Below are 23,875 nucleotides of genomic sequence, written 5' to 3' on the forward strand. Positions count from 1 at the left end.
CTCCTATACCTCGGGGGCGCCAGGGGTGCGCGCAACCCGCATTTCTACCTTGTGGTCACGCCGGTCGTCGCGCAGCGCGATGGTCCAATCCGGGCGGGGTTGGCCGTCCAGCAGCATTTCCTCCTCCCCTTCCGTGGCGCGCACCGTGATCTCGTAGAACGCGCCGCGATGACGGTAGCGCAGGCTGAAACCATCCCAGCCGGGCGCCAGGCGCGGCCTCAAACGCAGCGTGTCGCCATGGCGTTCCAGGCCCAGCAGCGCTTCGACCAGCAACAGCCAGGTCCACGCCGCCGCCGGAGTAGCAAAGCCGCCGATGGCGCGGCCGGCATGCGGCGCGATCGTGCGCAGGCCACCGCTCATCAGGTAGGGCGGCCCGTCGCCATGCACCTGCGGATCGAGCATGCGCGCCAGCTGCCATGCGGTGCCGGCGTCGCCCAGCCGTGCGAATCCGGCCGCGGCCCAGGCGGTGGCGCGATGGTCCTGGCCGGGGCTCGCGCTTACCCGCTCGCTCCATTCGCCATCCACCGGCGGATCGCAGCGCGGCACGGCGCCGTCGCTGCGCAAGCGTTGCACCGCCGCGCGCAGCGCCTGCGGCGCCTGCCCTGCGCCGGCCTCCAGCGCCCAGCACTGGGTCGACAGCTCGACGCGGCAGGCGGCATTGGCGATGGAGCCGAGGGCAGTGCTGCTGTCCAGCCAGGTCCAGCGGTACCAGTCGCCATCCCAACCGTGTTCTTCGCACTGCGCGCGCAGCGCCAGCGCCGCGCCGCGGCATGTGGTGGCGAAGCCGAAGTCGCCGCGCAGGTCGGCCACCTCGGCGAAGCGCTGCAGCACGGCCGCCATGAAGAAGCCCAGCCGCACGCTCTCGACGCGGCCGGCCACACCCTCCTCGTGCAGGCGCCCCGCCGCCGGCGGCAGGCCGCGCGGCCCGAAGCGCAGGCAGCCGCGCAGGCCGTGCACGCAGTGCTGGTACAGATCGTCACGCTCCGACAGGGGTACGGCCAGCAGCGCATGGTCTTCCGTTATCGTCAGATAGTGCGTCAACGCGTAAGGCAGCCACAGGAAATCCTCGACATGGGCACCCGTCGTGAACGCGGGCGCGGCGCGCAGCAAGGCTTCGCGCAGCAGTTCGGGGCGGGCGTGGGCACAGGCCAGGGCCGACTGCAGGCGCAGCGCCGGATCGCGCTCGCCCATCATGGCGCCGATCGCCTGACAGGGCAGCCAGCGGTTGACGCGCAAATCGAACCCGGGGTCGGGCGTGTGCACGGTGACCGCGCCGAGCGTGTGGTCCCACCAGTCGCGCAGGCGCTGCCATGCGGCGGCGGCGGCCTGCGCCGTGCCATGGCGCTGCACGACCGCGCTGGCGTCCAGGCTGCCGGGACCGGCCACGCCCAGCACGAAGACCAGTTCGCACTCGGCTCCCGGTTCCAGGGTGACGCCGACCTGCAGCGCCGCGCACGGGTCGAAGCCCGCGCCGGCGGCGTCCGACAGAGCGGCACGCCCCAGCGCTGCCGGCCGCGCGATGGCCCCAAGACGGCCGATGAATTCCTGGCGGTCGCAGCTCACGGCGACCTGCTCGGCGTCGACATGGAAGAACGCGACCTTGTCGTGGAAGCCAGCGCCGAAGGCATTGCGCGCCAACAGCGCGCCGCCGGCGAGATCGCGTCCGGTCACCACCTGCAGGCCGGGCGGCGCTTCGCGGTCGTCCAGCAGCCATTCCACATACCCCGTCGCACTCAGGCGGCGCGGCGCATCGCTGTCATTGCGCAGGCGCAGCACGCTGTACTTGAGCGGCGCGTCCTGGGCAACGAAGCAGCGCAGCGCGGAATGGATGCCGTGGGCACGGTGCTCGAACACGCTGTAGCCGATGCCGTGGCGCGTCGTGTATGCCTCTGGCGACGGCGCCGGCCATGGTGTCGGCGACCAGACGGCGCCGCTGTCCTCGTCGCGCAGGTAGAAGGCTTCGCCGCCCTGTGGTGCGACCGCGTCTTCGTTTCCCGCCGTCAGGCGCATGGCGCGTTCGCCGCTCCAGCTGACCGCATGGCCGCGCTCCGAGACGATGCTGCCGAAGGCATCGTTGGCCAGCAGGTTGATCCACGGCTCACTCGGCGCGGCGATGCCCGGACCGCTGCGCACCACGTATTCGCGGCCATCCGGCGTGAAGCCTTTGACACCGTTGTCGAAGGTCAGCTCAGGCGCGGCCTGATTCAAGGGCTCTGCGGTCCATGCCTGCGCCGGCGTGGTGGCGACGAATGGCGGCGCCACGGCGCCCCCCGCGCGCTCGGCGCGGCGCAGCTGGTCGGCCAGGTCGCCGCGCTCGCCCGACAGCAGCACGCTGGCGGCGGCGCGCAGCAGGATGCGGTCTTCATGCGGCACGTCTTCCTTCAGATGCAGGTGCAGCCCGCCGGGCTGGTCGAAGCTGGACGGATCGACCAGCGGCACCGCCAGGTGCATCAGGGCTTCGCGCGCCGCGCGGCTGTCGCACAGGACCAGCAGATCGACCGCCAGGCCGTGGCCGCGCCAATAACCGTGGGCTTGCAGCAGCTGGCGCGCAAGACCGGTGTCGGGTCCCTCTGCCAGTTGCAGCAACAGCAGCGGCAGGTCGCCCGTGACGCCATACGCCGGCAAGTTGGCCCGCCCGCGCAGATTGCGGGCGATGACGGGGGGATCGGCGCGCAGCGCCAGCACGGGCTGCAGCAGGCAGCCGGCCAGGCGGTTGATCAGCTGGGCATCGGCTTCGCCGATCTCGGCGCGGCGCAGCTCGGCCTGGGCCAGGGTCCAGGCGGCCTCGATCGCGTGGTCCACCTCGTGAGCGATGCCATAGCGCGCCGCCAGCTCGCGCGCCAGCGCACGGCTCGAGGCGGCGCCCAGCATCAGGTCGACCGTGATCTCCTGCTGCGGCGCCAGGGTCACGCTGCGCCGCAGCGCCAGCAGCGCTTCGTCGGGCTCCGGGTCCAGGCCCGACAGCGCGCCGCCGTTGCTCACCGCTTGCGGCCGGCACAGGTCATGGCCGCGTCCGATGAAGCGCGCGCGGTTCGTTTCCACGCTCGGCTGCCCCGCTGTCTCGCGCACCGCATCGCGCACCGTCATGCGGTGCACGAGCACGGGCGCGCTTGCCGCAGTCAGGCACAGCAGACTGCCGGAGGCGCCGTCGAATTCGATCCGGATGCCGCTGCGACCGCCCTCTTCCAGGGGCGGCCCGGCCAGGGCCACGCAGCCCGTCAGTTCCAGGGTGCGCGCCTCAGGCGCGCGATTGACGATGCGGATGCGGCGCAGCTCGACGTCGTCGCCAGGCGCCACCACCGCATCGGTGCGCATCTCGATGTCGTGGTCCACGCGGCGCAGGCTGGCCCGTCCTTCGGCCAGCACCGCCTCGGCCTCGTCGGGCGCCGGCGCGCCGGGCAGCAGGACGTTCGCCCAGGTGGCGCCGGAATCCGTATCGCGCACGTGAAGGGCCAGGCCGGTCTCGCCGGCGTCGGCGCGCGTCAACCCAACTCCCTCCCAACGGCTGGCGCCGGCGCCCGCGCTGTCGACGACCAGGTGGTAGCGGCCATTCGACAGCAGCTGGACTTCCGGCAGCGGCGACGCGTCCGGCGCGAGCACCCGCGAATAGGGGCGGGTCGCCGCGACGCCTTCAAGCGCCAGACCGGCCTCGTAGCGCAGGGGCGGCTCGGCGCCGGTCGCCGGCGCCGTCTCTTGCAGCAGGCCGAGGGCGGCGCGCAGTTCGGGATCGCGCATGAAGCGGCGCTGCATCGGTTCGCCCTGCAGGTGGCGCGCCAGCGCCAGCAGGGTCATGGCCTGGTGACGCGCGAACTGGGCCCGCACCACCGCCTGGCGTTCGCCTTGCGGCAGGCGCGCCGGGGCATAGTCGAGCGCCTCATGGAAGCCAGTCTCGCCCAGCAGGCCTTGCTCGGCCATGCGGCGCAGATTGGCCGCCGCCAGCGCCGGCGCCACGGCCAGCGCCAGCGCGGCGCCATGGGGCGCGGCGACCAGGTCGTCGCCCGCGCGCCGCTGCAGGGCCGCGGCGTCCAGGCCGAAGCGCCCGACGCGGTAGCGCGCCGCCGCATCGACCGCGTTGCAGCCCGATTCCGTATAACCCCACAGCAGCCCCCGGCCCTTGGCGTGGGCCGCCTGCAGGCGCGCCACGGCCCGGCCGGCGTCGTCCAGCAGGGTGTCGCGGAACAAAGGCATCACGAGCTGCGGCGCCAGATAGTCCGCCAGCGCGCCCGTACGCGACAGCAGCAGCGCGCCGGCCCCCGTCATGCGCAAGGGGCGGCCGAGCGACCACCAGTGCTGCTGCGGCAGCTGGTCCTGGGCGACGGCGGCGAAGCTGGCCATGCGCGCCTCGGACGCCAGCAAATCGCAGCTGTCGCCGTCCAGGCGCCCCTCGCGCCCCTCGCGCACGTGACAGCCGGTGGCCAGCAGGCCGGTGGACGGGTCGACCAGCGCGCCGAAATCCATGCGCGCCGCTTCCCGCGCCTGCGCGGCCAGGCGCACGATGTTCTCCATGCGCGCACGCGCGCAGTCACGCCCCTGTGCGACCAGCTGGGCCAGGCCCTCGTTGCCGCCTGGCGGCTCGAACGCGGCCAGCTCGCGCAAGGTCGGGATGCGGGTCAGGCCGGCATCGAGCACGTATTCCTGCACCGCACGGGTCCAGGGCGTGAGCGCATGCAGGTCGTCGAGCTGCGCCGCGCACTGCCGCGCCAGGCGTGCCGTCCAGGCGCGCAGCGCGGGGGCGGCGTCGCCAGGCAAGCCGGCGTCCAGCTCGGCCGTCCTGGCCGCGACCGTGCGCAGGCAGTCGGCCAGGCCCGGCAAGGTATCGGTGGCGCGACGGCGACCCGGCGCCAAGGATTCGTCCAACGCGTCCAGCGCCGGCAGCAGGCCGGGAGGCGCATGCTCGCGCACCACGTACAGCGTGGTGCGGATGCCATCGAGCGCGGCGGCGTCGAAGATCGGCCGGTCCGGCAATTCATCGAGGCCGGCGGCGAAGGTGCGCAGCGCCAGCGCCAGGCCGCCGCTGACCGCGGTGTCGACATGGGCCGGTTCGAGGGGAGCGAGCGTGACGCCGTCATACCATTCGAAGGGGTGGCCATGCCAGCGTTCCAGCAAGGCCATCGAGGCCAGCGCCTGCTCGCTGCGCGCGAGCAGGCCGCCCAGCGGCAGATAACCGAAGTCGCGCGCGCTCAGGGTCGCCAGCAGGGCCGCGCCCATGCTGGCGGGCAACACCCGCTCGTCGACGGTGGGTTCGGAGTGGTCGAACACGGCTTCCGGCGCCAGGCCGTGCCGGCCCACGCCGTGCTGTTCGAAGAAGGCCCAGCTGCGGCGCGCCAGCGTGCGCAGGAACAGGGTCTGCCCCTTCGCCAGGCGCATGCCGCGCCGCGACGGCTGGCTGACCCACCAGGCCAGCACCGGCGCCAGGAACCACACCAGCAGCAGCGGCGCGGTCGCGAACAGGGCGTAGGGGTTGGCGAACGTCAGCAGCACCGCGACGCCGACCGCCAGCAGCGGCGCGAACCACATCGTGCGCCAGTTGTTCTCCATCGCGCTGCTGGAACGCGCCAGCGCCGGGGGACGCAGCTCGAGCAGCTTGCGGCGGCTCACGTCGCGCCGCCACAGGCCGCGCACGACCGCGTCTGCGTCGAGCCAGGCCCGGTGCGGCAGGAAGGCCAGCGCCAGCGCGGCGCGCACCAGGGTCTTGCGCGCGCCGCGCGCCCAGGCGTCCAGGTGCTGGCGCAGCGGCGCATCCGGCGCGCGGCCGGCCAGCGTGGCCAGCATGTCGAGCAGTGTCGGCAGCCAGAGCGGCGCCAGGATGGCCACGGTCCAGAACACGGGCGCGGCCAGCAGGCTCCAGGACAGCACGAGCAGCGCGATCGACGCCGGCGCGGCCAGGCTCCCGGCCAATGCGTCGAACAGGCGCCGGCGCACGCGCGCAGCGCGCAGGCAATCGGCGCCCCGTCCCAGGCGGCGCGCTTCCTGCCAGGCGGCGCGCAAGGCGCGATGGCGGCGCAACACGTGTTCGCCGTAACTGCCTGGATGCGCGGCATCCAGCCGCAGATCGTCCACGCGCGCGGCGCGCAGGCGGTCTTCCTCGACCGCACCGGGCTGCGCCCGGCCCTCGTCGCGCAGCTCGAGACCCATCGCGCGGCGCCAGGCATCGACGTCATAGATCGCGGCCCAGCCACCGCCACCGTCAGGCCACAGGCGCTGGTAGCGCATGGCGCCCAGGTGCGGCAAGGCGGTTTCGCGCCGGGGCAGCAGCATGGCATGGCCTTCCAGCACCCGGCCCGCTTCGTCCTGCAGCGGACGGTGCAGCGGGTGCGCCATCGCCGCCACCAGGCTGCGCGCGGCGTCGCGCGGCAGGCCGGTATCGGCGTCGAGGGCGATCACATAGCGCATCTCGGCCGCGGCGCCGAGATTCCCGGCGGTGAACGCGAAGCGTTCGCGCTCGCCGCACAGCCAGGCATTCAGGTCGGCCAGCTGGCCGCGCCGCCGTTCGCGGCCGATCCAGGCCTGCTGGTGTTCGCTCCAGGCGCGCGCACGCGCCAGCAGCATGAAGGGGCCGTCCTGTTCGTCACCCAGCGTAGCGTACTTGCGGTTGAGCGCATCGATCGCACCGCCGGCCTGGGCCAGCAGGGCGGCGTCGACAGGCAGCGTTGCTTCAGGTGCGTCGGGCAGGTCGAGCAAGAGGCAGAAACGCAGGCGCGGATCGCGGTTGCCGAGGTAGCGCACTTCGAGGTCCTGGCACAGCGCCGCGAGCTGCGCGGCATCGGCCGGTTGCGCCGACACGGCCACCAGCGTGCGCGCATCCTCGGGGATGCCGGCCGATACGTCGATGCGCGGCGTAACCGCGGGCCGGGCCAGCCAGCGCCCTGCCATGCCCATCAGGGCGCGCGCCAGGGCGCCGGCGACCGGCAGCGCCAGGATGCCCATCAGGACCAGCAGCAGCGGCCCGGCCCCGCCCTGCCAGGCATGGACCAGCCCCGCGCCCGTGAACAGCAGGGCCAGCGCCGCCGTGGCGCCCGTATGCATGCCGGGAGACGCGTCCTGCAGCGCGGCGCGAGCACGCGGCGCCCATCCACGCCGTCCGCGCAGCCTGGCCTCGAGCGTCGCCAGGCCAGGGCCGGCCAGGTAGTGGCCCACGTGGCGGATGCGCGTATCGAGCCCGCCCTCGCCCGGCGCGCGATGGACGCCGGCCAGCGCGATCGCCTCTTGCGCCACCAAGGCTTCGCTCACGCCGAGGGAGGCCGCCAGGCGCGCGACCGTGTGGCGGTAGCGGTCGCGCGTGGCGCCGTCCATGCGCGCATAACTGCCGTCCGGATCGTCGCGCAGCAGCGCATCGACCACGCCCAGTCCCTCGGCGAAGGCGCGCCAGTCGACGCCGCCCAGCGCGCGCAGGCTGGCCAGGGCATTGCCGGCCACGATGGCGTCCTGCGCCCCGTCGCTGCGCTCGTCCTGCATCAAGCCGGCGATGCTGCCCTGCCCATCCGCCAGGCGCGCGTCGATCCAGTCCAGTACCTGGGCCAGCGGTGCGCCGCGGCCCTGCAGGCGGCGCGCCAGTTCGGCGATGAAGGCGCCGTTGTCAGCGTCTTTGCTGCGCGCCATGTCGGCGAACAGCAGCACCAGGTCGCCCGGGCGGGCCTCGGCGGTGTCGAGGAAGCGCGCGGCCCAGGCGGCGGCGCGTTCGCGGCCGGCGCAGGCATGCGCGGCGCGCGCCGCCAGGGCGGCCAGCCGGTCGATCAGCGCGAGACGCAACAGCGCGGGCAACGCATCGAGTTCAGCGACGCGGAACGGCGCCTCTTGCTGGCTGGCGGCGAGGACGCGCGCCAGTTCTTCGGTGTCGACGACGCCGTCGGCGCGCGCCACCATATCGGTCACGAGCCCCCAGATACGCGCGGCGCCCTCCTGTGTGGCGACCTGCCGCGCTTGCGCGCGCGCCAACCGCAGCTGGGTATCGAGCAGGTGGTAGCCGTCGAGCAGGCGTGCGCCGGCGGGAGGCAGTTCCAGTCCGGCGCGCATGGCGCGGTCGAGCGTATCGCAGGAACGAACGATGGCCTCCGCATTCGCGGCCAGCAGCGCCACGGGGGCGGTGGCGCCGGCGCCATGTGGCGCATGCTGCCCGGAGGGCATCTTGTCGTTCTTAACTTTCAACGGGGACCTCGGGATGGAGGCGTGCGCGGCGGACCGCCGGAGGACGGGACAGCCCGATGCTAATCAGGGCAAGGAACCAGACAAACAATGCTGGGCGCGCACGGCTGACTCCATGCTAGGGAAAGGACCGGAAAGTGACCGTGCGCTGGCGTACACACACCGCCTGCCGGGCAGGCTTACACGGCGAGCGCGAAACCGCCGGCCAGCGAGCAGGCGCGCGGATGGCCCAGCGCGCGCAGGGTGCGCGCGGCGCGGGCGCTGCGTGCGCCGCTGCGGCACACGAACAGCAAGGGACGCGAATCGGCGCCCAGCCAGGCGGCGGCGTGTTCGGCCACGCTCGCCAGCGGAACGTTGAGCGCCATGCGGCCGTGCAGTTCCACCTGGCCGGCGACGCTGTGCTCGCGCGCGTCGCGCACGTCGATTACGATGGCGTCTGGATGGGCCACCAGCCAGCCACGGGCCGCGATGGCGTCGAGCTCCATGCCGGCGTCCAGCACGGCATCCGGCTGCGCTGCCTCGGGCGGAGCCGCCGGTGCTGACGATGCTGCCGGCATTGCCAGCGCCGCCCCGCAGCGCGCGATGCGCTCGCACGCCTGTTCCAGCGCGGCGGCATCCAGCAGCGGTCCGATCGACAGGCGCACCGCCGACGCGCTGCGCCAGGCCGGCAAGCCCATCGCGTCGAGCACATAGCTCGGCGCGGCCTTCGACGCGGCGCAGGCCGAACCGGCGCTGACGCGCATGCCGGCGGCATCGAACAGGTCGAGCAGCTCGGCGCTGGTGACGCCGGGAATCGAGAAGTTGAGCGTGGTCGGCAGCGCGTATGCCGGCGGCGCGTTGAACACGATGCCGGGGAAGGCAAGGGTCAGCGCGTCCGCCAGGCGCGCGCGGCAGGCCTGCAGCGCCTGATGGCCAAGAAACGTGTCGCCGCGCTCCAGTGCTTCGAGCACCGCGCCCAGCGCTGCGATGCCGGCCATGTTCTCGGTGCCCGAGCGTTGATTGTCTTCCTGGCCGCCGCCGCAGATCAGCGGCGTGAACGGCGCGCCTTCGCGCACGTACAGCATGCCGATGCCCTTCGGCGCATGCAGCTTGTGGCCCGAGAACGGCGCATAGTCGATGCGGCTCGCGCCCAGCTGCAAGGGCAGCTTGCCGAGCGCCTGCACGCAGTCGACCATCCACAGCGCCGGGCTGGCCGTCTCGTTCAGCACCGCCGCGATGCCGTCCAGGTCGGACACGACACCGGTCTCGTTGTTGGCAGCCATGGTGCAGACAAAGGCGAGGCGCGGCGCCAGCGCGCGCAGCACGTCCAGGCGGTGGCGGCCGTCGCCGTCGACCGGCAGCACGCGCAGTTCGAGGCCCGTTCCCAGCAGCCGGTTCCAGTGCGCCAGGCTTTCGGACACCGCCTTGTGTTCGGTGGCGCCGACCAGTACCACGTCGCCGCAGGCCTCGCCGCGCGCGCGCCGTTCGCGCACCGCGCACAGCACCGACAGCACCGCGGTCTGGATGCCCTCGGTGGCGCCGCTGTTGAACATCAGCCGCCCGCTCGGGGCGCCCAGCACTCGCCGTGCGCAGGCGCGCGCGCCCTCGCGCAGCGCGCGTGCGCGCAGGCCGCTCGCATGGCTGCTGCTCGGATTACCGAAACACTCCTGCAGCGCGGCCATGGCAGCAGTGGCGGCGACAGGCAGAACCGGCGAAGTCGCGTTGGCGTCGAGATAGATTTCGGTGATCATGGATTAGCTGCCAAAGACATAAAAAAAGGTGTCGCACAACACGTTATTGTCCAGTAATATGGTACGGAGTTACGCCGATCAAAACGTCCCAAATTTCTCGATTTGCGGGCTGTTAATAGAATAATTATTCTTATAAACACGCTTTACGGAATATGAACTCACTCGACAAGTTTGATTGCGCGATTCTCGCCGCCTTGCAGGCGGATGCAACCCTCTCCATCTCGGGCCTGAGCGAAAAAGTCGGCCTTTCCAGCACCCCCTGCTGGAAACGCGTCAAGCGCCTCGAGGAAGACGGCTATATCGAAAGCCGCGTCAGCATCGTCAACCGCCAGAAGGTCGGCCTGCCGGTCACCGTGTTCGTCAGCATCAAGACCACCGAGCACGACGAAAAATGGCTGGCGCGCTTTGCCGCCGCCGTGATCGCCCTGCCCGAAGTGCTGGAGTTCCACCGCATGAGCGGCGACGTCGACTACCTGCTCAAGGTCGTCACCACCGATATCGCCGGCTACGATCGTTTCTATAAAAAGCTGATCAAGACCGCGCGCCTGACCGGCGTGTCGTCCGCCTTCTCGATGGAACAGATCAAGTCGACCACCGCCCTGCCGCTCGAACTGATCTCGCACGGCGTGCCTGCCTAGGGTCTTTACGCCGCCAGTCGTGCTTTCGCCAAGCGTGCGAATCGTGCGATGATGGCGGCCGTTGACATCAACGGAGACCAAGGGAATGCGATCGAAAATAAAGATGGCGCCGCTGGCGCTGGCGGCATTGTTCGCCGCTCAGGCAACCGCCGCGGAACAAATCGTGAAGATCGGCGTGAGCGGCCCGCTGTCGGGTTCCAACGCCTTCGCCGGCAAGGACAATGAGAACGGCGTGCGCCTCGCCATCGAAGAACTCAACGCGCAAAAGATCCAGGTAGGCGGCAATGTGCTGCGCTTCGTGCTGCAGTCCGAAGACGACGCGGGCGACCCGAAACAGGGCGTGACCGTGGCCCAGAAATTCGCCGACGCCGGCGTCAAATACGTGCTCGGCCCGTACAACTCGGGCGTGGCGATTCCGGCCTCGCGGGTCTACAACGACAACGGCATCCTGATGTCGACCGTCGGCACCAATCCCAAGATCACGGCCGCCGGCTACCCGACGGTGTTTCGCATCGTGGCCAGCGACACGCAGGTAGGCGCGTCGGTCGCCGGCTATGCCGCCAAGGAGCTCAAGGTCAAGAACGTCGGCGTGATCGACGATCGCACCGCCTTCGGCCAGGGCATTGCGATGGAATTCAAGCGCCAGGCGCAGCAAGCCGGCATCAAGGTCGCCGGCCACGAATTCACCAACGACAAGGCGAGCGACTTCGCCGCCATCCTGACCTCGCTGCGCGCCAAGAAGGTGGACGCGATCTTCTTCGGCGGCTACGCCCCGCAAGGCGCGCCGATGGTACGCCAGATGAAGCAGCTGGGCCTGAACGTGCCGCTGCTTGGCGGCGACACCCTGTGCAGCCCCGAGATGGCCAGGCTGGGCGGCGCTGCGGTCGGCGAGAACGTACGCTGCGCGCAGGCCGGCGCCATCGTCGCCAAGCAACCGGGCGGCCCGGCCTTCCTGGCCAGCTACAAGAAGCGCTTCGGCCGCGATCCGGATGTCTACGCGCCATCGTTCTACGACCAGACCAAATTCATCGCCCAGGCGATCGGCCAGGCGAAGTCGGTCGATGCCAAACAGGTCGGCGCCGCGATGCACGCGATCAGCTACCAGGGCGTGGTAGGCGCCTACGGCTACGACGCCAAGGGCAACCTCAAGAAAACGGCGGTGACGGTGTACACCTTCAAGAACGGCGCGTTGACGCCGCTGGCCAGCTACTGACCACCACAAGGAAAAACAGGATGAGAGAGATCTTCAAACTCGGCGCGCTGGCGGCCAGCGTGCTGCTCGCGTGCGCGCCCGCAGGCGCGGCCGCCACGGCCGCCGATGCCGCGCCGGCCAAGACCCGCGTCGCCACCACCGAAGCCGGAAAGGCGATCAACAAGCTGGTGGACGACTACTACGAAGCCTATGCGCGCTTCGAGCCGGTGTGGGCGACCGAGAGCGGCGACGGCCGCTTCTTCGACCAGCTCGGCCTGTCGATCGCGCCGAAGAAGCGCGAAGCGCAGTTTGCGCTGTACCGCGGCTACCTGAAGCGCCTGGCCACGATCCCGCGCGAGCGCCTGAATGCGCACGAGCAGGCCAGCTACGACATCGTCAAGTTCGAGCTCGACACCGTGCTGCGCCTGGGCGCCTTCCCCGAGCACCTGCTGCCGATGGACCAGATGTTCAATATGCCGGCCTTCATCGCGAACTACGCCGGCGGCGAAGGCGCGCAGCCGTTCGCCACGCCGAAGGACTACCGCAACTACCTGAACCGCCTGGACCAGATGGTGGCCTACATCGACCAGTCGATCGCGAACATGCGCGAAGGCGTCAAGCGCGGCGTCGTGCATCCGCGCCAGCCGATCGAGTCGCTGCTGCCGCAGCTCAAGCAGCTGCAGGCCAAGAATGCGGAAGCCAGCATCTTCTACACCCCGATCAAGAAGCTGCCGGAAGGCTTCTCGGCCGCCGACAAGCGCAGCCTGACGGACGCCTATCGCAAGACGGTCGGCAAGCTCAATCCGGCCCTGGACCGCCTGGCAAACTACGTCGAGAAGGACTACCTGCCGGCGACCCGCACCACGGCCGGCTGGAACGCGTTGCCGAACGGCGCCGAGTGGTACAAGGCGCGCGTGGCGGCGATGACCACCACCGATATGACGCCCGAGCAGATCCACGCGATCGGCCTGAAGGAAGTGGCGCGCATCCAGGGCGAGTACGGCAAGATCGGCCCCAAGATGGGTTATACCGGTCCGGCCGCCGGCCTGCCGAAGTGGGTCTCGGAGCAGCCGAAGTACAAGCCGTTCACCACGGACCAGCAGGTGATCGAGGTGTTCCAGAAGCTGGACACGCAAGTGCGCGCCAAGCTGCCGGCCCTGTTCACCCTGATGCCGAAGGCGCCGCTGGAAGTGCGGCTGGAGCCGGAACTGACGCGCGAGACCGCATCGGACCACTACTCGGCCCCGGCCGCCGACGGCTCGCGTCCGGGCGTGTTCTGGTCGGTCGTGAACGATCCAACCAAGTACGGCCGCACCGGCATGGTCACGCTGTACCTGCATGAAGGCCAGCCGGGCCACCACTTCCACATCGCGCTGCTGCAAGAGCTGGGCCTGCCCAACTTCCGCAAGTTCGGCGGCAACACCGCCTTTACCGAAGGCTGGGCGCTGTATGCCGAGACCCTGGGCAAGGAGATGGGCCTGTTCGAGCAGCCGGAGGATTACTTCGGCCACCTGAACGACGAGATGCTGCGCGCCGCGCGCCTGGTGGTCGACACCGGCCTGCACACCAAGGGCTGGAGCCGCGACCAGTCGATCGCGTATTTCCGCGATACGCTGGGCTACTCGGAACTGGAAGCGCGCGCGCAGATCGAGCGCTATATGGTGATGCCGGGCCAGGCGCTGGCGTACAAGATCGGTTCGCTGAAGATCATGGAACTGCGCCAGCGTGCGCAGGCGGCGCTGGGCGATAAATTCAGCCTGCCGAAGTTCCACGAGGTGGTGCTGGACGAAGGCACCCTGCCGCTGGCGGTGCTGGAGGCGAAGGTCGATCGGTGGATTGCGGCGTCGAAGTAAGCGCTGTCGAATTAACCACCCACTAAACCAACGTCGTCCCCGCGCAGGCGGGGACCCAAGTTTGCATGCGCCGCCTACCTATCAAGCGAAGTGGCTGCGCAAGCAGGCTTGGGTCCCCGCCTTCGCGGGGACGACGTTCCAGCGCTACGGATTAATGCCAATGCGCGTCAGCGCGCGATCATGAACACCGGATACCGGTTCCACTCCGGCTCGCGATAACGTGCGCAGTTCGCATAGATGAAGTCCAGCACAGCCTCCTGGCTGGTCAACAGCCCAGGATTTGCAGCCTTCCATTCGGCGAACTTCGCCGCCAGCTCGGGTTCATCCGCCAGCAATTTCTCGGCCTCGTCCTCGAACACATAATCCGAGTAATGCTCTTTCTTCTCCAGCACGCTGTTGAAGAAGCCCCAACGGAAGAAGCTGTCGTGCGCCAGCGGTTCGAGCATCTCGACCGCATAGCGCGCCCGGTCCTGGTCCAGCGGCACGAGGTAGTCGCCGGCGCGCAGCAACACCTGGCCGATGCGGCGCTCCAGCGCCACTTCGTCATGGAACATATGGCCTTCGTAGGCCGACGGGCGCGAGGTCACCGAAGCGATCTGGTAGTAGGCCACTTCCTGCACGCGATCCGCCTCGACCCGCTCCATGCGCACACCATTCCACTCCAGGCGCTCGATCGCCTCACGCCACTGCTGTGGCACTACATAAGCTTGCGGGGCCGGCACCGCGACGTCGACCGGGAAGCTGTTGTAGTAGGCGATATCGCGTTCCCACGGGCTGCTGCGGTCGTAGTACAGGCGGGTGTAGTCGCCGATGGTGCTCTTCTTGTACTTGGCCTCGTAACCCTTGAAACGGAAGCTCGCCGGATTGGCTTCGTCCATCGCCCAGCGCACCGGCCACTCGCTTTGCTTGCGGCCTTCTTCGCGCGCCGCGCGGCGCAGCGCCTGGATGCGGTCGGCGTGCTTGACGGTGAACTCCAGCGCCACTTCGACCAGCGCCACCATCGACTCGTAGCGGTCCTTGAACGGCTTGAGCATATGCGTCTCGGGCATGAAGCCGATCGTGTGGTGCAGCGCCGCGTAGCCGGTCGAGAAGCGCGCCGTCTCGAGGAATTCGGCGATGCCGTGGTCCGGGCTGTCCTTGACCGGGTTCACATAGGGGCAGGTCGGCCAGCCGCGTGCATCCATGCCGGCGTACATTGCCGGCAGCATTTCGGCGCGTAGAAAATCGCCCAGGCCGCCGCCCAGCTTGTCGGCCTGGGTGTGGATCAGGGTCATCGTGTAGCTGTAGTCGGCGCCGTTGGAGGTGTGGGTGTCGACCATCACGTCCGGATCCCAGCTCGTGAACAGCTGATTGAATGTGCGCGCGGTCAGGGTGTCGCACTTGACGAAGTCGCGGTTCAGGTCGAGGTGGCGGCTGTTGCCACGAAAGCCAAACTGCTCCGGTCCGTCCTGGTTCACGCGCGAGGTGTCGGCGCGGTTGAAGCTGCCGTCCACGTTATAGAGCGGAACGAACAGGAACACGGTCTGGCCCAGCGCAGCGAGCTTGGCGGGTTGCAGGCAGAAGTCGCGCACGATCGCCATGCAGCCATCGACGCCTTCCGGCTCGCCCGGGTGGATACCGTTATTGTTGAAGAAGACCGGACGGCCGGCGCGCTTGATCGCATCAACGTCGAACACGCCGTCGCTGCTGACCACGCCCGCGTGGATCGGCACGCCCGCATCCGACACGCCCACTTTCTCGAAGCGCAGCACGGCAGGGAAACGGCGCGCGAGGTCTTCGTACCAGGCGATGCACTCGGCCCAGGTGGTGGTCTGGTTCAGGTTGCCCTTCTCGTAGGGCGTCAGCAATTCAATGGACATGGATCTTATCGTTGTGAGGTTGATGCTTCGGAAATCGTCGCCGGCACGCTTGGTGCGTGGGCCGGCAGGTTGAGCGGCAGCGCGATCGCGACGTCGGTGCCTTCGCCCGGGCTGGACCGCACCTCGATCGTGCCCTGCAGCGCATAGACGCGCTCGCGCATGCCGATGATGCCGATGCCTTCCGAGGCGCTGGCGGTGTCGAAGCCGGCGCCGTCGTCGACCACGCGGATGCGCAGCATGCCCTTGCCTTCGTCCAGCAGCAGGCTGACGTGGGCCGAGCGCGCGGCGGCGTGCTTCATGACGTTGGACAGGGCTTCCTGCACGATGCGGTAGGCCGAAATCGCCAGCTCGTTCGACAGGCGCGCGAAATCGCCCTCGCTGTGCAGGTCGAAGCGGCAGCCGGACGTGGCGTCGTAGTGGCGCACCATCTCTTCCACAGCGCCGTGCAGGCCCAGCATGTCGAGCACTTCGGGTCGCAGGCGGCGCACCAGGCGCCGGCCGTTGGCGTACAGGTCGAGCGCCAGCTTGGTGATGGCCTCGGACTTGCGGCGGATCTCGTCGACTTCGGGCCCGGGCGGCGCCTTGGCCGCCAGCAGGCCGATCGACTGCGCCTCGAGGCGCGCCGCGATCAGCGAGGCATTGAGTTCGTCGTGGATCTCGACCGCGATGCTCTTGCGCTCGTCCTCGATGATCTCGTTGACCTTCTGGATCAGCTTGCGCTTGTCGGCGTCGGCGCGCAGCGCCTCGTTGCGCGAGGCCAGCAGGTCGCGCGTGCGCTCGGCCACCTTGTTCTCGAGGTCGCGCTTGGATTCGTCCAGCGCCAGCGACATCTCGCCGATCGAGGCCTGCAGCTCGCCGATCTCGCCGCCGGTGGTGACCGGTGGATGCACGCGGTAGTTGCCGCCCCGGATCTGGCGCAGGGTGCCGATCGCTTCGCGCAGCGGCACGATCAGCGAGCGCGCCAGCACCCAGGCCAGGATGCCGCTCGCGGCCAGCGCCAGCGCCGCCATCGACAGCTCGATCTGGAAGCGGTCGGTCTGCTTGGCCATCATGTTCGCCGGCGACATCGTCACCCGCACCCAGCCGACGACTTCGGTGGTGAGCGTGGGCGGGCGCGAATCGCTCGACGCCGACACGTGCGGTGTGCCGTTGTCAGAGAACAGGTTGATCCACACCACCTGCTTGCGGATCGGGGCCTCGTAGTAATGGGCCTGGGCGTCGCTGGCCGAATCGGACACCACGCGCACCGCGGCGCGTCCGCTGCCGTCGATCACGTCGACCTTGTAGATGCTGCGGTCGGACTGCACCAGGCCGTTGATAGTCAGGCGCAGGTCGGACAGGTTGCCGGAAATGACGTTGTACTCGGACGTTTCGGCCAGCGCGCGCGCCAGGATGCGTCCGCGCTCGGCCAGCTCCTCGGCCACCTGGGCGCGGTGCGCATACCAGGAATACCAGACGAAGGAGGTGAACAGCAGGATCACGGGCAGCATGGTGATGACGGCCATGCGCCGTCCGACACCCCAGCCGCGCCAGAAACGCAGGTTCATTGCGGGGCCGGCGCGCGCCGTGCGAAGTTGCGGGCGCCGTCGGTCACGCGCAGGTCGAGCGAACTGGCCACCCCTTCGTTGATGATGGTGCGGAAGTAGCGCGGGAACTGCGGCGGATCGAGTTCGCCGGTGCGCACGAAGTCGGCGGCCAGCTCGGCCACCTGGGCGTTGATCTCCTCGATCTCGGAGTAGGTGGTGGCGAGCGCGCCCACCTTGACCATGTCGGCCGAGAAGCCGATCACGCCCTGCTTGCGGCGGTAGGTCGAGAGCAGGATGTTGCGCACGTTCTCGGCGTTGTAGATGTCGCTGTCGGGCAGCGCCAGCAGGGTCTCGGCGCGCGTCATGCTGTTGAGTGTGTGATTCAGGTCGTCGCCCGGCGCATACATCTGGATCTCGGTCGCATCGGTCAGCGCCGGCTTCAGGAAGGCGGTATCGGGGCCGAGCAGCACGCCGACCCGCACCGGGCGGCCGTACAGCAGCTCGGCCAGGCGCATCTGGTCGTTTGGCGCCGGCTCGGCATAGATCGCGGTCATGGCCATGCGGCGCGGCTTGGGCAGGCGCGCGGTGAGCGTGCGCCACACCTGGCTCGAGGTATACGCCGAGATCACCACGCAATCGCAGCGGCGCGACAGCGCATCGCGCAGCGCGGTCGGGCCGATCGCCACGTACAGCATGCGGCGCTTCTGCGCCAGCTCGGTGCGAAAGGCCGCGAAGGTGGGCACCAGGCGCTTGTACAGGTCGTCGGCGATGCGGTGGGTAACGGCGCTGTCGTCGCCGGTCAGGATCTGGAAGCGGAAGCCCTGCGCTTCTTCGCGTTCGCGCTCGGACTGCTGGGCGGCGTGGACGCTGCCGGCCGACAGCGCCAGCATGAAGGCAAGGACCAGCAGCGGCGCCAGCGCGGGCACGCGCCTGCGCTGGTGGGGCATGCGGCGCGGGAGGATGGTCATCGCGTCAGGGCTCGATCAGGCCGTGCTTGACCGCCAGCAGCGTGATGCTGGCCTGGCGGTGCACGCCCAGCTTTTCCTTGATCGACTGGCTGATATTGCTGATGGTCTTGGTCGACAGGTCGAGGCGCTCGGCGATCTCGGCATTGGTCATGCCCTCGGCCATCAGCTTGAAGATTTCCAGTCCGCGCTCGTCGAGCTGCGACTGCGGCGTGACTTCGCCGCGCACCGCCATGCTGGCCAGGCGCGACGCGATGTGCGGCAGGAAGTACAGCTTGCCCTCGTGGGCATGGCGCACCGCGGTGGCCAGGTCGGCCGGGTCGCAATCCTTGGTGACGAAGGCGTGGGCGCCTAAGCGGTAGGTTTCCTTGATCAGGCTGTCCTGGTCAAACTGGCTCAGGAAAACGATCTTGGCCGACGGGTCGGACTTGAGGATTGCCTGGGCCGCGTCCATGCCGGTCAGCTCGGTGCCGAAGCGCATGTCGAGCACGGCGACGTCGGGGTGCTCGGCGGCGTACAGCGCGGTCGCCTCGCTCGGAGTCTTGGCCTGCCCCACCACCTGCATGCCGGCCGCTTCGAGCGACATGGCGAAACCGGTCATGACGATCGGGTGATCATCCGCGAGCATGACGCGGATGGGTTTGTTCTGTTCTGCCAATTTGATTCTCCTGGCGCGTGGCCGGTGTGCTTTGCCAGTGTCTGGCGTGGGTCTGGCTTCTGCCGAGGCCGGGGCGAAAAGCCACGGCACAGTTGGGAATTATTTCATACAACGGGCGGGGAAGCGAATGGAAAGGCGGAGAACTTTTGTTCTCTCCGGAAGCCGTTTTTTGGGCGCTTCCTTTTGCTGGACGCGTGGACGGCGGAGCCGTCCACCCTACGGCTGGCATCGCTTGGTACGTTGGCGCACACACAACTAGAAACAAATTTACTAGATTATGGATTTGCATTCTGCTAGGACCTAGCATATATTGTTTCTAACGAGCTGTAGATATGCATTCTTCCAAGGTAGTAAACCTGGCCATCCCGAGGGATGCCGGAACGAATAAAGGAGGTTGCCATGCATTTTTCTGACATCAATCAAGGCGCCGGCGGCAAGGCCGGCAAGTTCGCCCTCGTGGCCGGCCTGCACGTGCTGGTGGCGATGGGCGTCATCAGCACGATGAACGCCAAGTCGATCTCGCTGCCCGCCATGCTGGAAGACAAGCTGGTGTGGATCCAGCCGGAGGCGCCGCCGCCGGCCCCGCCACCCGAACCACCGAAACCCGTCGCCAAGGCCGCACCGCCCGATATCGTGGTGCCGGACGTGGAAGTCGAAGTGCCCGCGCCGCCGCTCGAGCAAGCGATAGAGGCAAGCACGGAGCCATCGCCTGAACCGGCCCAGCAAACCCAGTCCGAAGCCCCACCGCAACCGGCCGCCCCGCCGTCGTCGAACAGCGGCGAGATGCGTAGCGCCGTGCTGGCCGACGCCAACGGCTGCGCCAAACCCGATTATCCGGTGCGCGCTGCGCGCAATGGCGAGACCGGGACCGTGACCCTGGCGCTGCTGGTCGGGACCGATGGCCGGGTGCAGGACTCCCGCATCCAGTCTTCCAGCGGCTCGCGTGAGCTCGATCGGGCTGCCGTGCATGCCCTGAGCATGTGCAAATTCCAGCCAGCGATGAACGGCGGAACAGCCGAATCCGGGTGGGCACAGCTCGCCTATGTCTGGACACTCGAGTAATACCGTCTTCCCCTCTTGAGCCCGCCAATCTTCATCCGGCGGGCTTTTTTTCGCCCCTATGACTGGTGCATAGACGCCAGCACGGGCGACATCCGATCACAACAACAATGGAGAGAGAACACATGGATGCAGAAAGCGCACCGATACCGGCGATACGTGTCACCGGGTTCATGCAGGCCTTTGCCGGCTGCCTGGGACTGGCCGTGCTGGCCATCTTGGGTTGGATGGCGTTGACGCAACCGCCGCCGCCCGAGCCGGCGATGCAGATCGCGGCCGGCAGCTGGAACGCCCGCGTCCAGGAGCATATACGGGTGCTGGGGGCCGCTCCGCGTTCGATCGCGACCGAAGGCAATGCGCAGGCGCGGGCTTACCTGCTGTCGCAACTGCGGGCGATGGGCCTGACGCCGGCGGTGCAGCGCGCCACAGTGCGCAAGTCGGTCGTCTACTACTTTGGCGCCATCCACAACACGGTCGGCGTCGTCCATAACGTCGTCGCCAGGATTCCCGGCAGCGCGCCGGATGCGGGCCGCCGCCCGGCGCTGCTGCTCACGGCGCACTACGACAGCGGCAACGCCGTGCACAGCGCGGCGCGCGGCGCCGCCACCATGGCCGCCCTGCTCGAAACGGCGCGCTCGCTGCGCGCCGCGCCGCCCGCCAACGACGTCGTGCTGCTGTTCGCCGATGGCCACCACGTCGGCGCGCTGGGCGCCAAAGGCTTCGTCGAACAGCATCCGCTGGCCCCCAACATCGGCCTGGCGCTCAAGTTCGATCCTTCCGGCGATGCAGGGCTGCGCATGCTTGAAACCAGCGGCGCGGGCGGCGCCGCACTGGCCGGCTGGATGCGCGCCGCGCCCGAGCTGCGCGGCTCCTCGCTCGAGACGACCCTGGCGCGCATGCTGAACGACGCGCCGCACGTCGGTCCGCTGGCGGCGCTCGATACGCCGGTGCTGCTGTTCGCCGGCGGCGAGGCGAACCCGCGGCAGCTGGGCGATGCGATGCTGCGCCTGGCGAGGGCCTATGGCGACACGCCGCTGACGCGCGGGACGCAGACGGCGGCCGCCTATTTTTCGCTGCCCATTGTGGGCTTGGCGCAGCACCCGGCCTGGCTCACCTGGGTTCCCACGATCCTGTCCTGCCTGATGCTGGGCTTCGCCTGGCGCCGCCAGTTCGGTGCGGACGGCGCGACCGAGGCGGCGCAAGGCGTGTTTGGCGTCTGCTTCCTGCTGCTTGTGGTGCGCGTCGGCAGCTGGACCTGGCGCGAAGAGATTGCCGCCGCCGGCCTTGCGGGCGAGCACCGCCTGCCTCTGGTGGTGATGGTCGTCGCGGCCTGCGTCTTCGTCGCCGGGCTATATCTATTCCGCCGCAGCGTCGGCGCCGCGGCGATGGTGCTCGGCGCGCTGGCCTGGCCTGCGCTGACGCTGCTCTTGCTTGTCTTCTTTTTGCCCGGCGCCGCCTACGTGCTGGCCTGGCCGCTGGCGGCAGCGCTGGCCGCCTTCGTCGCCCTGCAATCACGCTGGGGCCGGCGCCAGGTCTTCGCCCTGCGCCTACTGGTGTTGGTCGCCGGGCTGGCGCCGGCCGCCATGTTGTTCCCGCCGGCGCTGCGCGATGCCTGGCTGCTGCTCGCGCCGCACCATATGTACCTGCCGCCGATGCTGATGGCGCTGCCGATGCTGTGCTTTGCCAGCCTGTTGCTGGTGATGTCCATCGCGCCGGCCGTCGCCGCCGTGCTGGCGCTGCTGGCCGCAAGCTGCTTCGCCCTGCCGGGACAGGCGGCGCCGCGGGCCGCGCTGCCATCCGTATCCGATGGCCTCGAGCGTCTGGTCTACTACAAGGATGCGAACACCTGGCGCGCCTACTGGCTGCTGCCGGAGCAGCCGCTCGATGACTGGCGCCGCCAGTTGTTCCCCGGCCGCCAGCCGACCATCTTCGTCGAAGTCTTCGGCTGGAACAGCCCGCGCCAGTGGTATTCCGAGGCGCCGCGCGAAGATGCGATCGCCTTCCCCGAATGCTTCGCCTTGGCCAACACCGTCGGCAAGGTGCGGCGCGCCACGTTCACTGTGCGTTCAAAAAACCGCGCGCCGCACATCGAGCTGCGCATGTCGGGCGCCAAGGCGCTGCGCTCGCGGCTCGACGGCATGCCGTTGACGTCCAAGGAGGCCCCGTGGTTGCTGTCGCTGTACGGGATGGAAGACCGGGTGCTGCACTTCGAGATCGAGAGCGCGCCCGAGGAGATTTTCGCGATCACGGTGCAGGAGCGCATGCCCGGCGTACCGCAGCATCTGCTACCGCCACGCGACGAAGGCGCCCCGTATTTACGGGAGCAATCGGGAATGACGATGTCGACCGATATCCTGCGATTTTATTGAGAACTTGTCATAGAATGTTCCGCGCACGCCACGAACGTGCCCTTCCCGATCAACTCAAGTCGCAGGATTTTATGTACAAGATCGTCTCTTCACTCGTCTTTACCGCCATCGCCGGCAGCCTGGCACTGGCCTACCCGGCCCATGCCCAGAATGCGCAAACCGTCCAGGAAGCGCCGCTGCGCGCGCACCTGGCCCATCTGTCCGCAGATGCCATGGAAGGCCGCGGCACCGGCCAGCGCGGCGGCGAACTGACAGTCGCCTACCTCGAGGCGCAGGCGAAGGCCGCCGGCCTCAAGCCAGCCAACGGCGACAGCTTCCGCCAGGCGGTCAAGATCGCCGGCGTGCGTTCACTGCCGGCCAAGAGCGACATCGCGATCACCGCCGGCGGCAAGGCGCTGCCGCTGCAGTTCGGCGCTGACTGGGTCTGGGGCCCGGGCGACGGCAAGGCCGACCACAAGCTGGATGCGGACCTGGTCTTCGTCGGCTACGGCACCGTAGCGCCGGAAGAAGGCGGCTGGAACGACTTCAAGGGCATGAACCTGAAGGGCAAGGTGCTGGTGATGATGGTGAACGACCCGCTGCCGACCGCAGCGGAACCGAACCGCTTCAACGGCGAAGGCCTGACCTACTACGGCCGCTGGACCTATAAATTCGAGGAAGCGGCGCGCCAGGGCGCGGCCGGCGCCATCCTGATCCACACCGACAAATCGGCCTCGTACGGCTGGAGCGTGGTGCAGAACAGCTGGGCCAACGCCGAGCGCTTCCAGCTCACCGAAGGCAAAGTGGGCACCGGCCTGCAGGGCTGGATGACCGACGCCACCGCGCGCAAGGTGTTCGCCGCCGCCGGCCAGGACCTGGATAAACTGCGCGCCGCCGCCGAGGACAAGAACTTCAAGCCGGTGACGCTGAAGGCCCGCCTGAAAGGCACGGCGCGCGCAGAAGTGCGCAAGCTCGAAGAGTTCAACGTGGCCGGCGTCGTGCCGGGCACCGATCCGAAACTCAAGGACGAAGTGGTGATCTACACCGCCCACTGGGACCACATGGGCAAGCAGGGCACCGAGGGCGACACCATCTTCAACGGCGCGGTCGACAACGCCTCGGGCACCGGCGCGCTGCTGGCGATGGCCGAGCAAGCCGTCAAGAACCCGGCCAAGCGCAGCCAGATGTTCCTGTGGGTGGCCGCCGAAGAGCAAGGCCTGCTGGGCAGCGCCGCCTACGTCGCCAAGCCGCTGTGGCCAATCGCGAAGACCGCCGCCAACCTGAACCTGGACAGCCTGAACTGGGTGGGCCTGGTGAAGGACGTCAGCGTGCCGGGCAGCGAGCGCACCGAACTCGGTGCGCTGGCCGCCACCACCGCCCAGGCGATGGGTTTGACCGTCGCGCAGCCTAAGCCTGACCTGGCCGGCGGCTACTTCCGCAGCGACCACTTCAGCTTCGCCAAGGCCGGCGTGCCGGCCTTCTCGGTGGGCGCGGGCCGCAGCTGGGTGAAGGACGTCGAAGCCAACAACGCCAAGGCCGCGACCTACCGCGACAAGTACCACCAGGCGTCGGACGAGTACGATCCGAGCTGGGACCTGTCGGGCATGGTGCAGCAGGCGCAGTACACGTTGAACCTGGGCCGCGCAGTGGCCGACGCGCCGAAGATGCCGGCGTGGAAGGAAGGCGATCCGTTCGGTAAAGCGCGCGCGGCGAAGTAATCGCACCCGCCAAGCTTCAGACTTAGTTAGCAGTACCACGTCGTTCCCGCGCAGGCGGGAACCCAAGTTGTTCGCGTTACGATAACGCTGGCACACTTAGGTTCCCGCCTGTGATGTGACCCCTTAAACTGAGACGGGTGGATGTTCGTTTAGACGGCCTGGGCTCTGTATTGCACAGGACTCAGGC

Annotated in this window: 12 protein-coding genes; 6 read left to right on the forward strand and 6 right to left on the reverse strand. The window is 68.9% G+C overall.

Annotation, left to right across the window (positions count from 1 at the left end):
- Nucleotides 1-3 precede the first annotated feature (3 nt).
- Together AC3A6F_RS24275 and AC3A6F_RS24280 are read right to left on the reverse strand one after the other, a co-directional pair.
- Nucleotides 4-8,145: a GH36-type glycosyl hydrolase domain-containing protein gene (locus tag AC3A6F_RS24275; RefSeq protein WP_487686116.1), complete on the reverse strand. Its 8,142-nt coding sequence runs from the start codon at nucleotides 8,143-8,145 to the stop codon at nucleotides 4-6.
- Between the two features lie 176 nt (nucleotides 8,146-8,321).
- A complete protein-coding gene (locus AC3A6F_RS24280) occupies nucleotides 8,322-9,872 on the reverse strand; it encodes an aminotransferase class V-fold PLP-dependent enzyme (protein ID WP_487686118.1) in 1,551 nt (516 codons plus the stop codon).
- A 152-nt stretch (nucleotides 9,873-10,024) separates the two neighbouring features.
- Here AC3A6F_RS24280 and AC3A6F_RS24285 point away from each other — a divergent pair, with 152 nt between their 5' ends.
- The 3 genes from AC3A6F_RS24285 to AC3A6F_RS24295 all read left to right on the forward strand — a co-directional run bounded on the left by AC3A6F_RS24285 (nucleotide 10,025) and on the right by AC3A6F_RS24295 (nucleotide 13,555).
- Nucleotides 10,025-10,510 carry an Lrp/AsnC family transcriptional regulator gene (locus tag AC3A6F_RS24285; protein ID WP_123071687.1) on the forward strand — a complete coding sequence of 162 codons (486 nt, stop codon included), beginning with the start codon at nucleotides 10,025-10,027 and terminating at the stop codon, nucleotides 10,508-10,510.
- 85 nt (nucleotides 10,511-10,595) lie between these two features.
- Nucleotides 10,596-11,723 carry a branched-chain amino acid ABC transporter substrate-binding protein gene (locus tag AC3A6F_RS24290; RefSeq protein ID WP_487686122.1) on the forward strand — a complete coding sequence of 376 codons (1,128 nt, stop codon included), beginning with the start codon at nucleotides 10,596-10,598 and terminating at the stop codon, nucleotides 11,721-11,723.
- A gap of 20 nt (nucleotides 11,724-11,743) precedes the next feature.
- Nucleotides 11,744-13,555, forward strand: a complete 1,812-nt coding sequence (locus AC3A6F_RS24295; protein ID WP_487686125.1) for a DUF885 domain-containing protein — start codon at nucleotides 11,744-11,746, stop codon at nucleotides 13,553-13,555.
- Between the two features lie 167 nt (nucleotides 13,556-13,722).
- On the opposite strand, the gene AC3A6F_RS24300 is transcribed toward AC3A6F_RS24295, so the two are convergent.
- From AC3A6F_RS24300 to AC3A6F_RS24315, 4 genes are read right to left on the reverse strand one after another with little or no spacing between them, the layout of a single operon-like run.
- On the reverse strand, nucleotides 13,723-15,414 hold the full coding sequence (locus AC3A6F_RS24300; protein ID WP_487686128.1) for a M14 family zinc carboxypeptidase: 1,692 nt from the start codon (nucleotides 15,412-15,414) through the stop codon (nucleotides 13,723-13,725).
- Nucleotides 15,415-15,419: 5 nt separating this feature from the next.
- The gene (locus AC3A6F_RS24305; protein WP_487686130.1) at nucleotides 15,420-16,961 is read right to left on the reverse strand and encodes a sensor histidine kinase; all 1,542 of its coding nucleotides are present in this window, start codon (nucleotides 16,959-16,961) and stop codon (nucleotides 15,420-15,422) included.
- A complete protein-coding gene (locus AC3A6F_RS24310) occupies nucleotides 16,958-17,908 on the reverse strand; it encodes a hypothetical protein (protein ID WP_487686133.1) in 951 nt (316 codons plus the stop codon). The genes AC3A6F_RS24305 and AC3A6F_RS24310 overlap by 4 nt, the downstream gene beginning before the upstream one ends.
- Before the next feature lie 4 nt (nucleotides 17,909-17,912).
- The gene (locus AC3A6F_RS24315) at nucleotides 17,913-18,563 is read right to left on the reverse strand and encodes a response regulator (protein ID WP_123071681.1); all 651 of its coding nucleotides are present in this window, start codon (nucleotides 18,561-18,563) and stop codon (nucleotides 17,913-17,915) included.
- Between the two features lie 399 nt (nucleotides 18,564-18,962).
- Between AC3A6F_RS24315 and AC3A6F_RS24320 the strand changes: the two genes are divergently transcribed.
- From AC3A6F_RS24320 to AC3A6F_RS24330, 3 genes are all read left to right on the forward strand, one after another.
- A complete protein-coding gene (locus AC3A6F_RS24320) occupies nucleotides 18,963-19,625 on the forward strand; it encodes an energy transducer TonB (RefSeq protein WP_487686136.1) in 663 nt (220 codons plus the stop codon).
- A gap of 122 nt (nucleotides 19,626-19,747) precedes the next feature.
- Entirely contained in the window at nucleotides 19,748-21,991 is a 2,244-nt protein-coding gene (locus tag AC3A6F_RS24325) for a M28 family peptidase (protein ID WP_487686139.1), read from the forward strand.
- A 71-nt stretch (nucleotides 21,992-22,062) separates the two neighbouring features.
- A complete protein-coding gene (locus AC3A6F_RS24330; protein ID WP_487686142.1) occupies nucleotides 22,063-23,688 on the forward strand; it encodes a M28 family peptidase in 1,626 nt (541 codons plus the stop codon).
- Nucleotides 23,689-23,875: the final 187 nt, after the last annotated feature.

Source organism: Massilia sp. Soil_C_3 (assembly GCF_057657035.1).

Excerpts from the sequence above, each read along its gene's own strand:
- AC3A6F_RS24310 (WP_487686133.1), bottom strand. The coding sequence starts at position 17,908 with ATGACCATCCTCCCGCGCCGCATGCCCCACCAGCGCAGGCGCGTGCCC.
- AC3A6F_RS24295 (WP_487686125.1), top strand. The coding sequence starts at position 11,744 with ATGAGAGAGATCTTCAAACTCGGCGCGCTGGCGGCCAGCGTGCTGCTC.
- AC3A6F_RS24300 (WP_487686128.1), bottom strand. The coding sequence starts at position 15,414 with ATGTCCATTGAATTGCTGACGCCCTACGAGAAGGGCAACCTGAACCAG.
- AC3A6F_RS24280 (WP_487686118.1), bottom strand. The coding sequence starts at position 9,872 with ATGATCACCGAAATCTATCTCGACGCCAACGCGACTTCGCCGGTTCTG.
- AC3A6F_RS24305 (WP_487686130.1), bottom strand. The coding sequence starts at position 16,961 with ATGAACCTGCGTTTCTGGCGCGGCTGGGGTGTCGGACGGCGCATGGCC.
- AC3A6F_RS24330 (WP_487686142.1), top strand. The coding sequence starts at position 22,063 with ATGTACAAGATCGTCTCTTCACTCGTCTTTACCGCCATCGCCGGCAGC.
- AC3A6F_RS24290 (WP_487686122.1), top strand. The coding sequence starts at position 10,596 with ATGCGATCGAAAATAAAGATGGCGCCGCTGGCGCTGGCGGCATTGTTC.
- AC3A6F_RS24325 (WP_487686139.1), top strand. The coding sequence starts at position 19,748 with ATGGATGCAGAAAGCGCACCGATACCGGCGATACGTGTCACCGGGTTC.
- AC3A6F_RS24285 (WP_123071687.1), top strand. The coding sequence starts at position 10,025 with ATGAACTCACTCGACAAGTTTGATTGCGCGATTCTCGCCGCCTTGCAG.
- AC3A6F_RS24320 (WP_487686136.1), top strand. The coding sequence starts at position 18,963 with ATGCATTTTTCTGACATCAATCAAGGCGCCGGCGGCAAGGCCGGCAAG.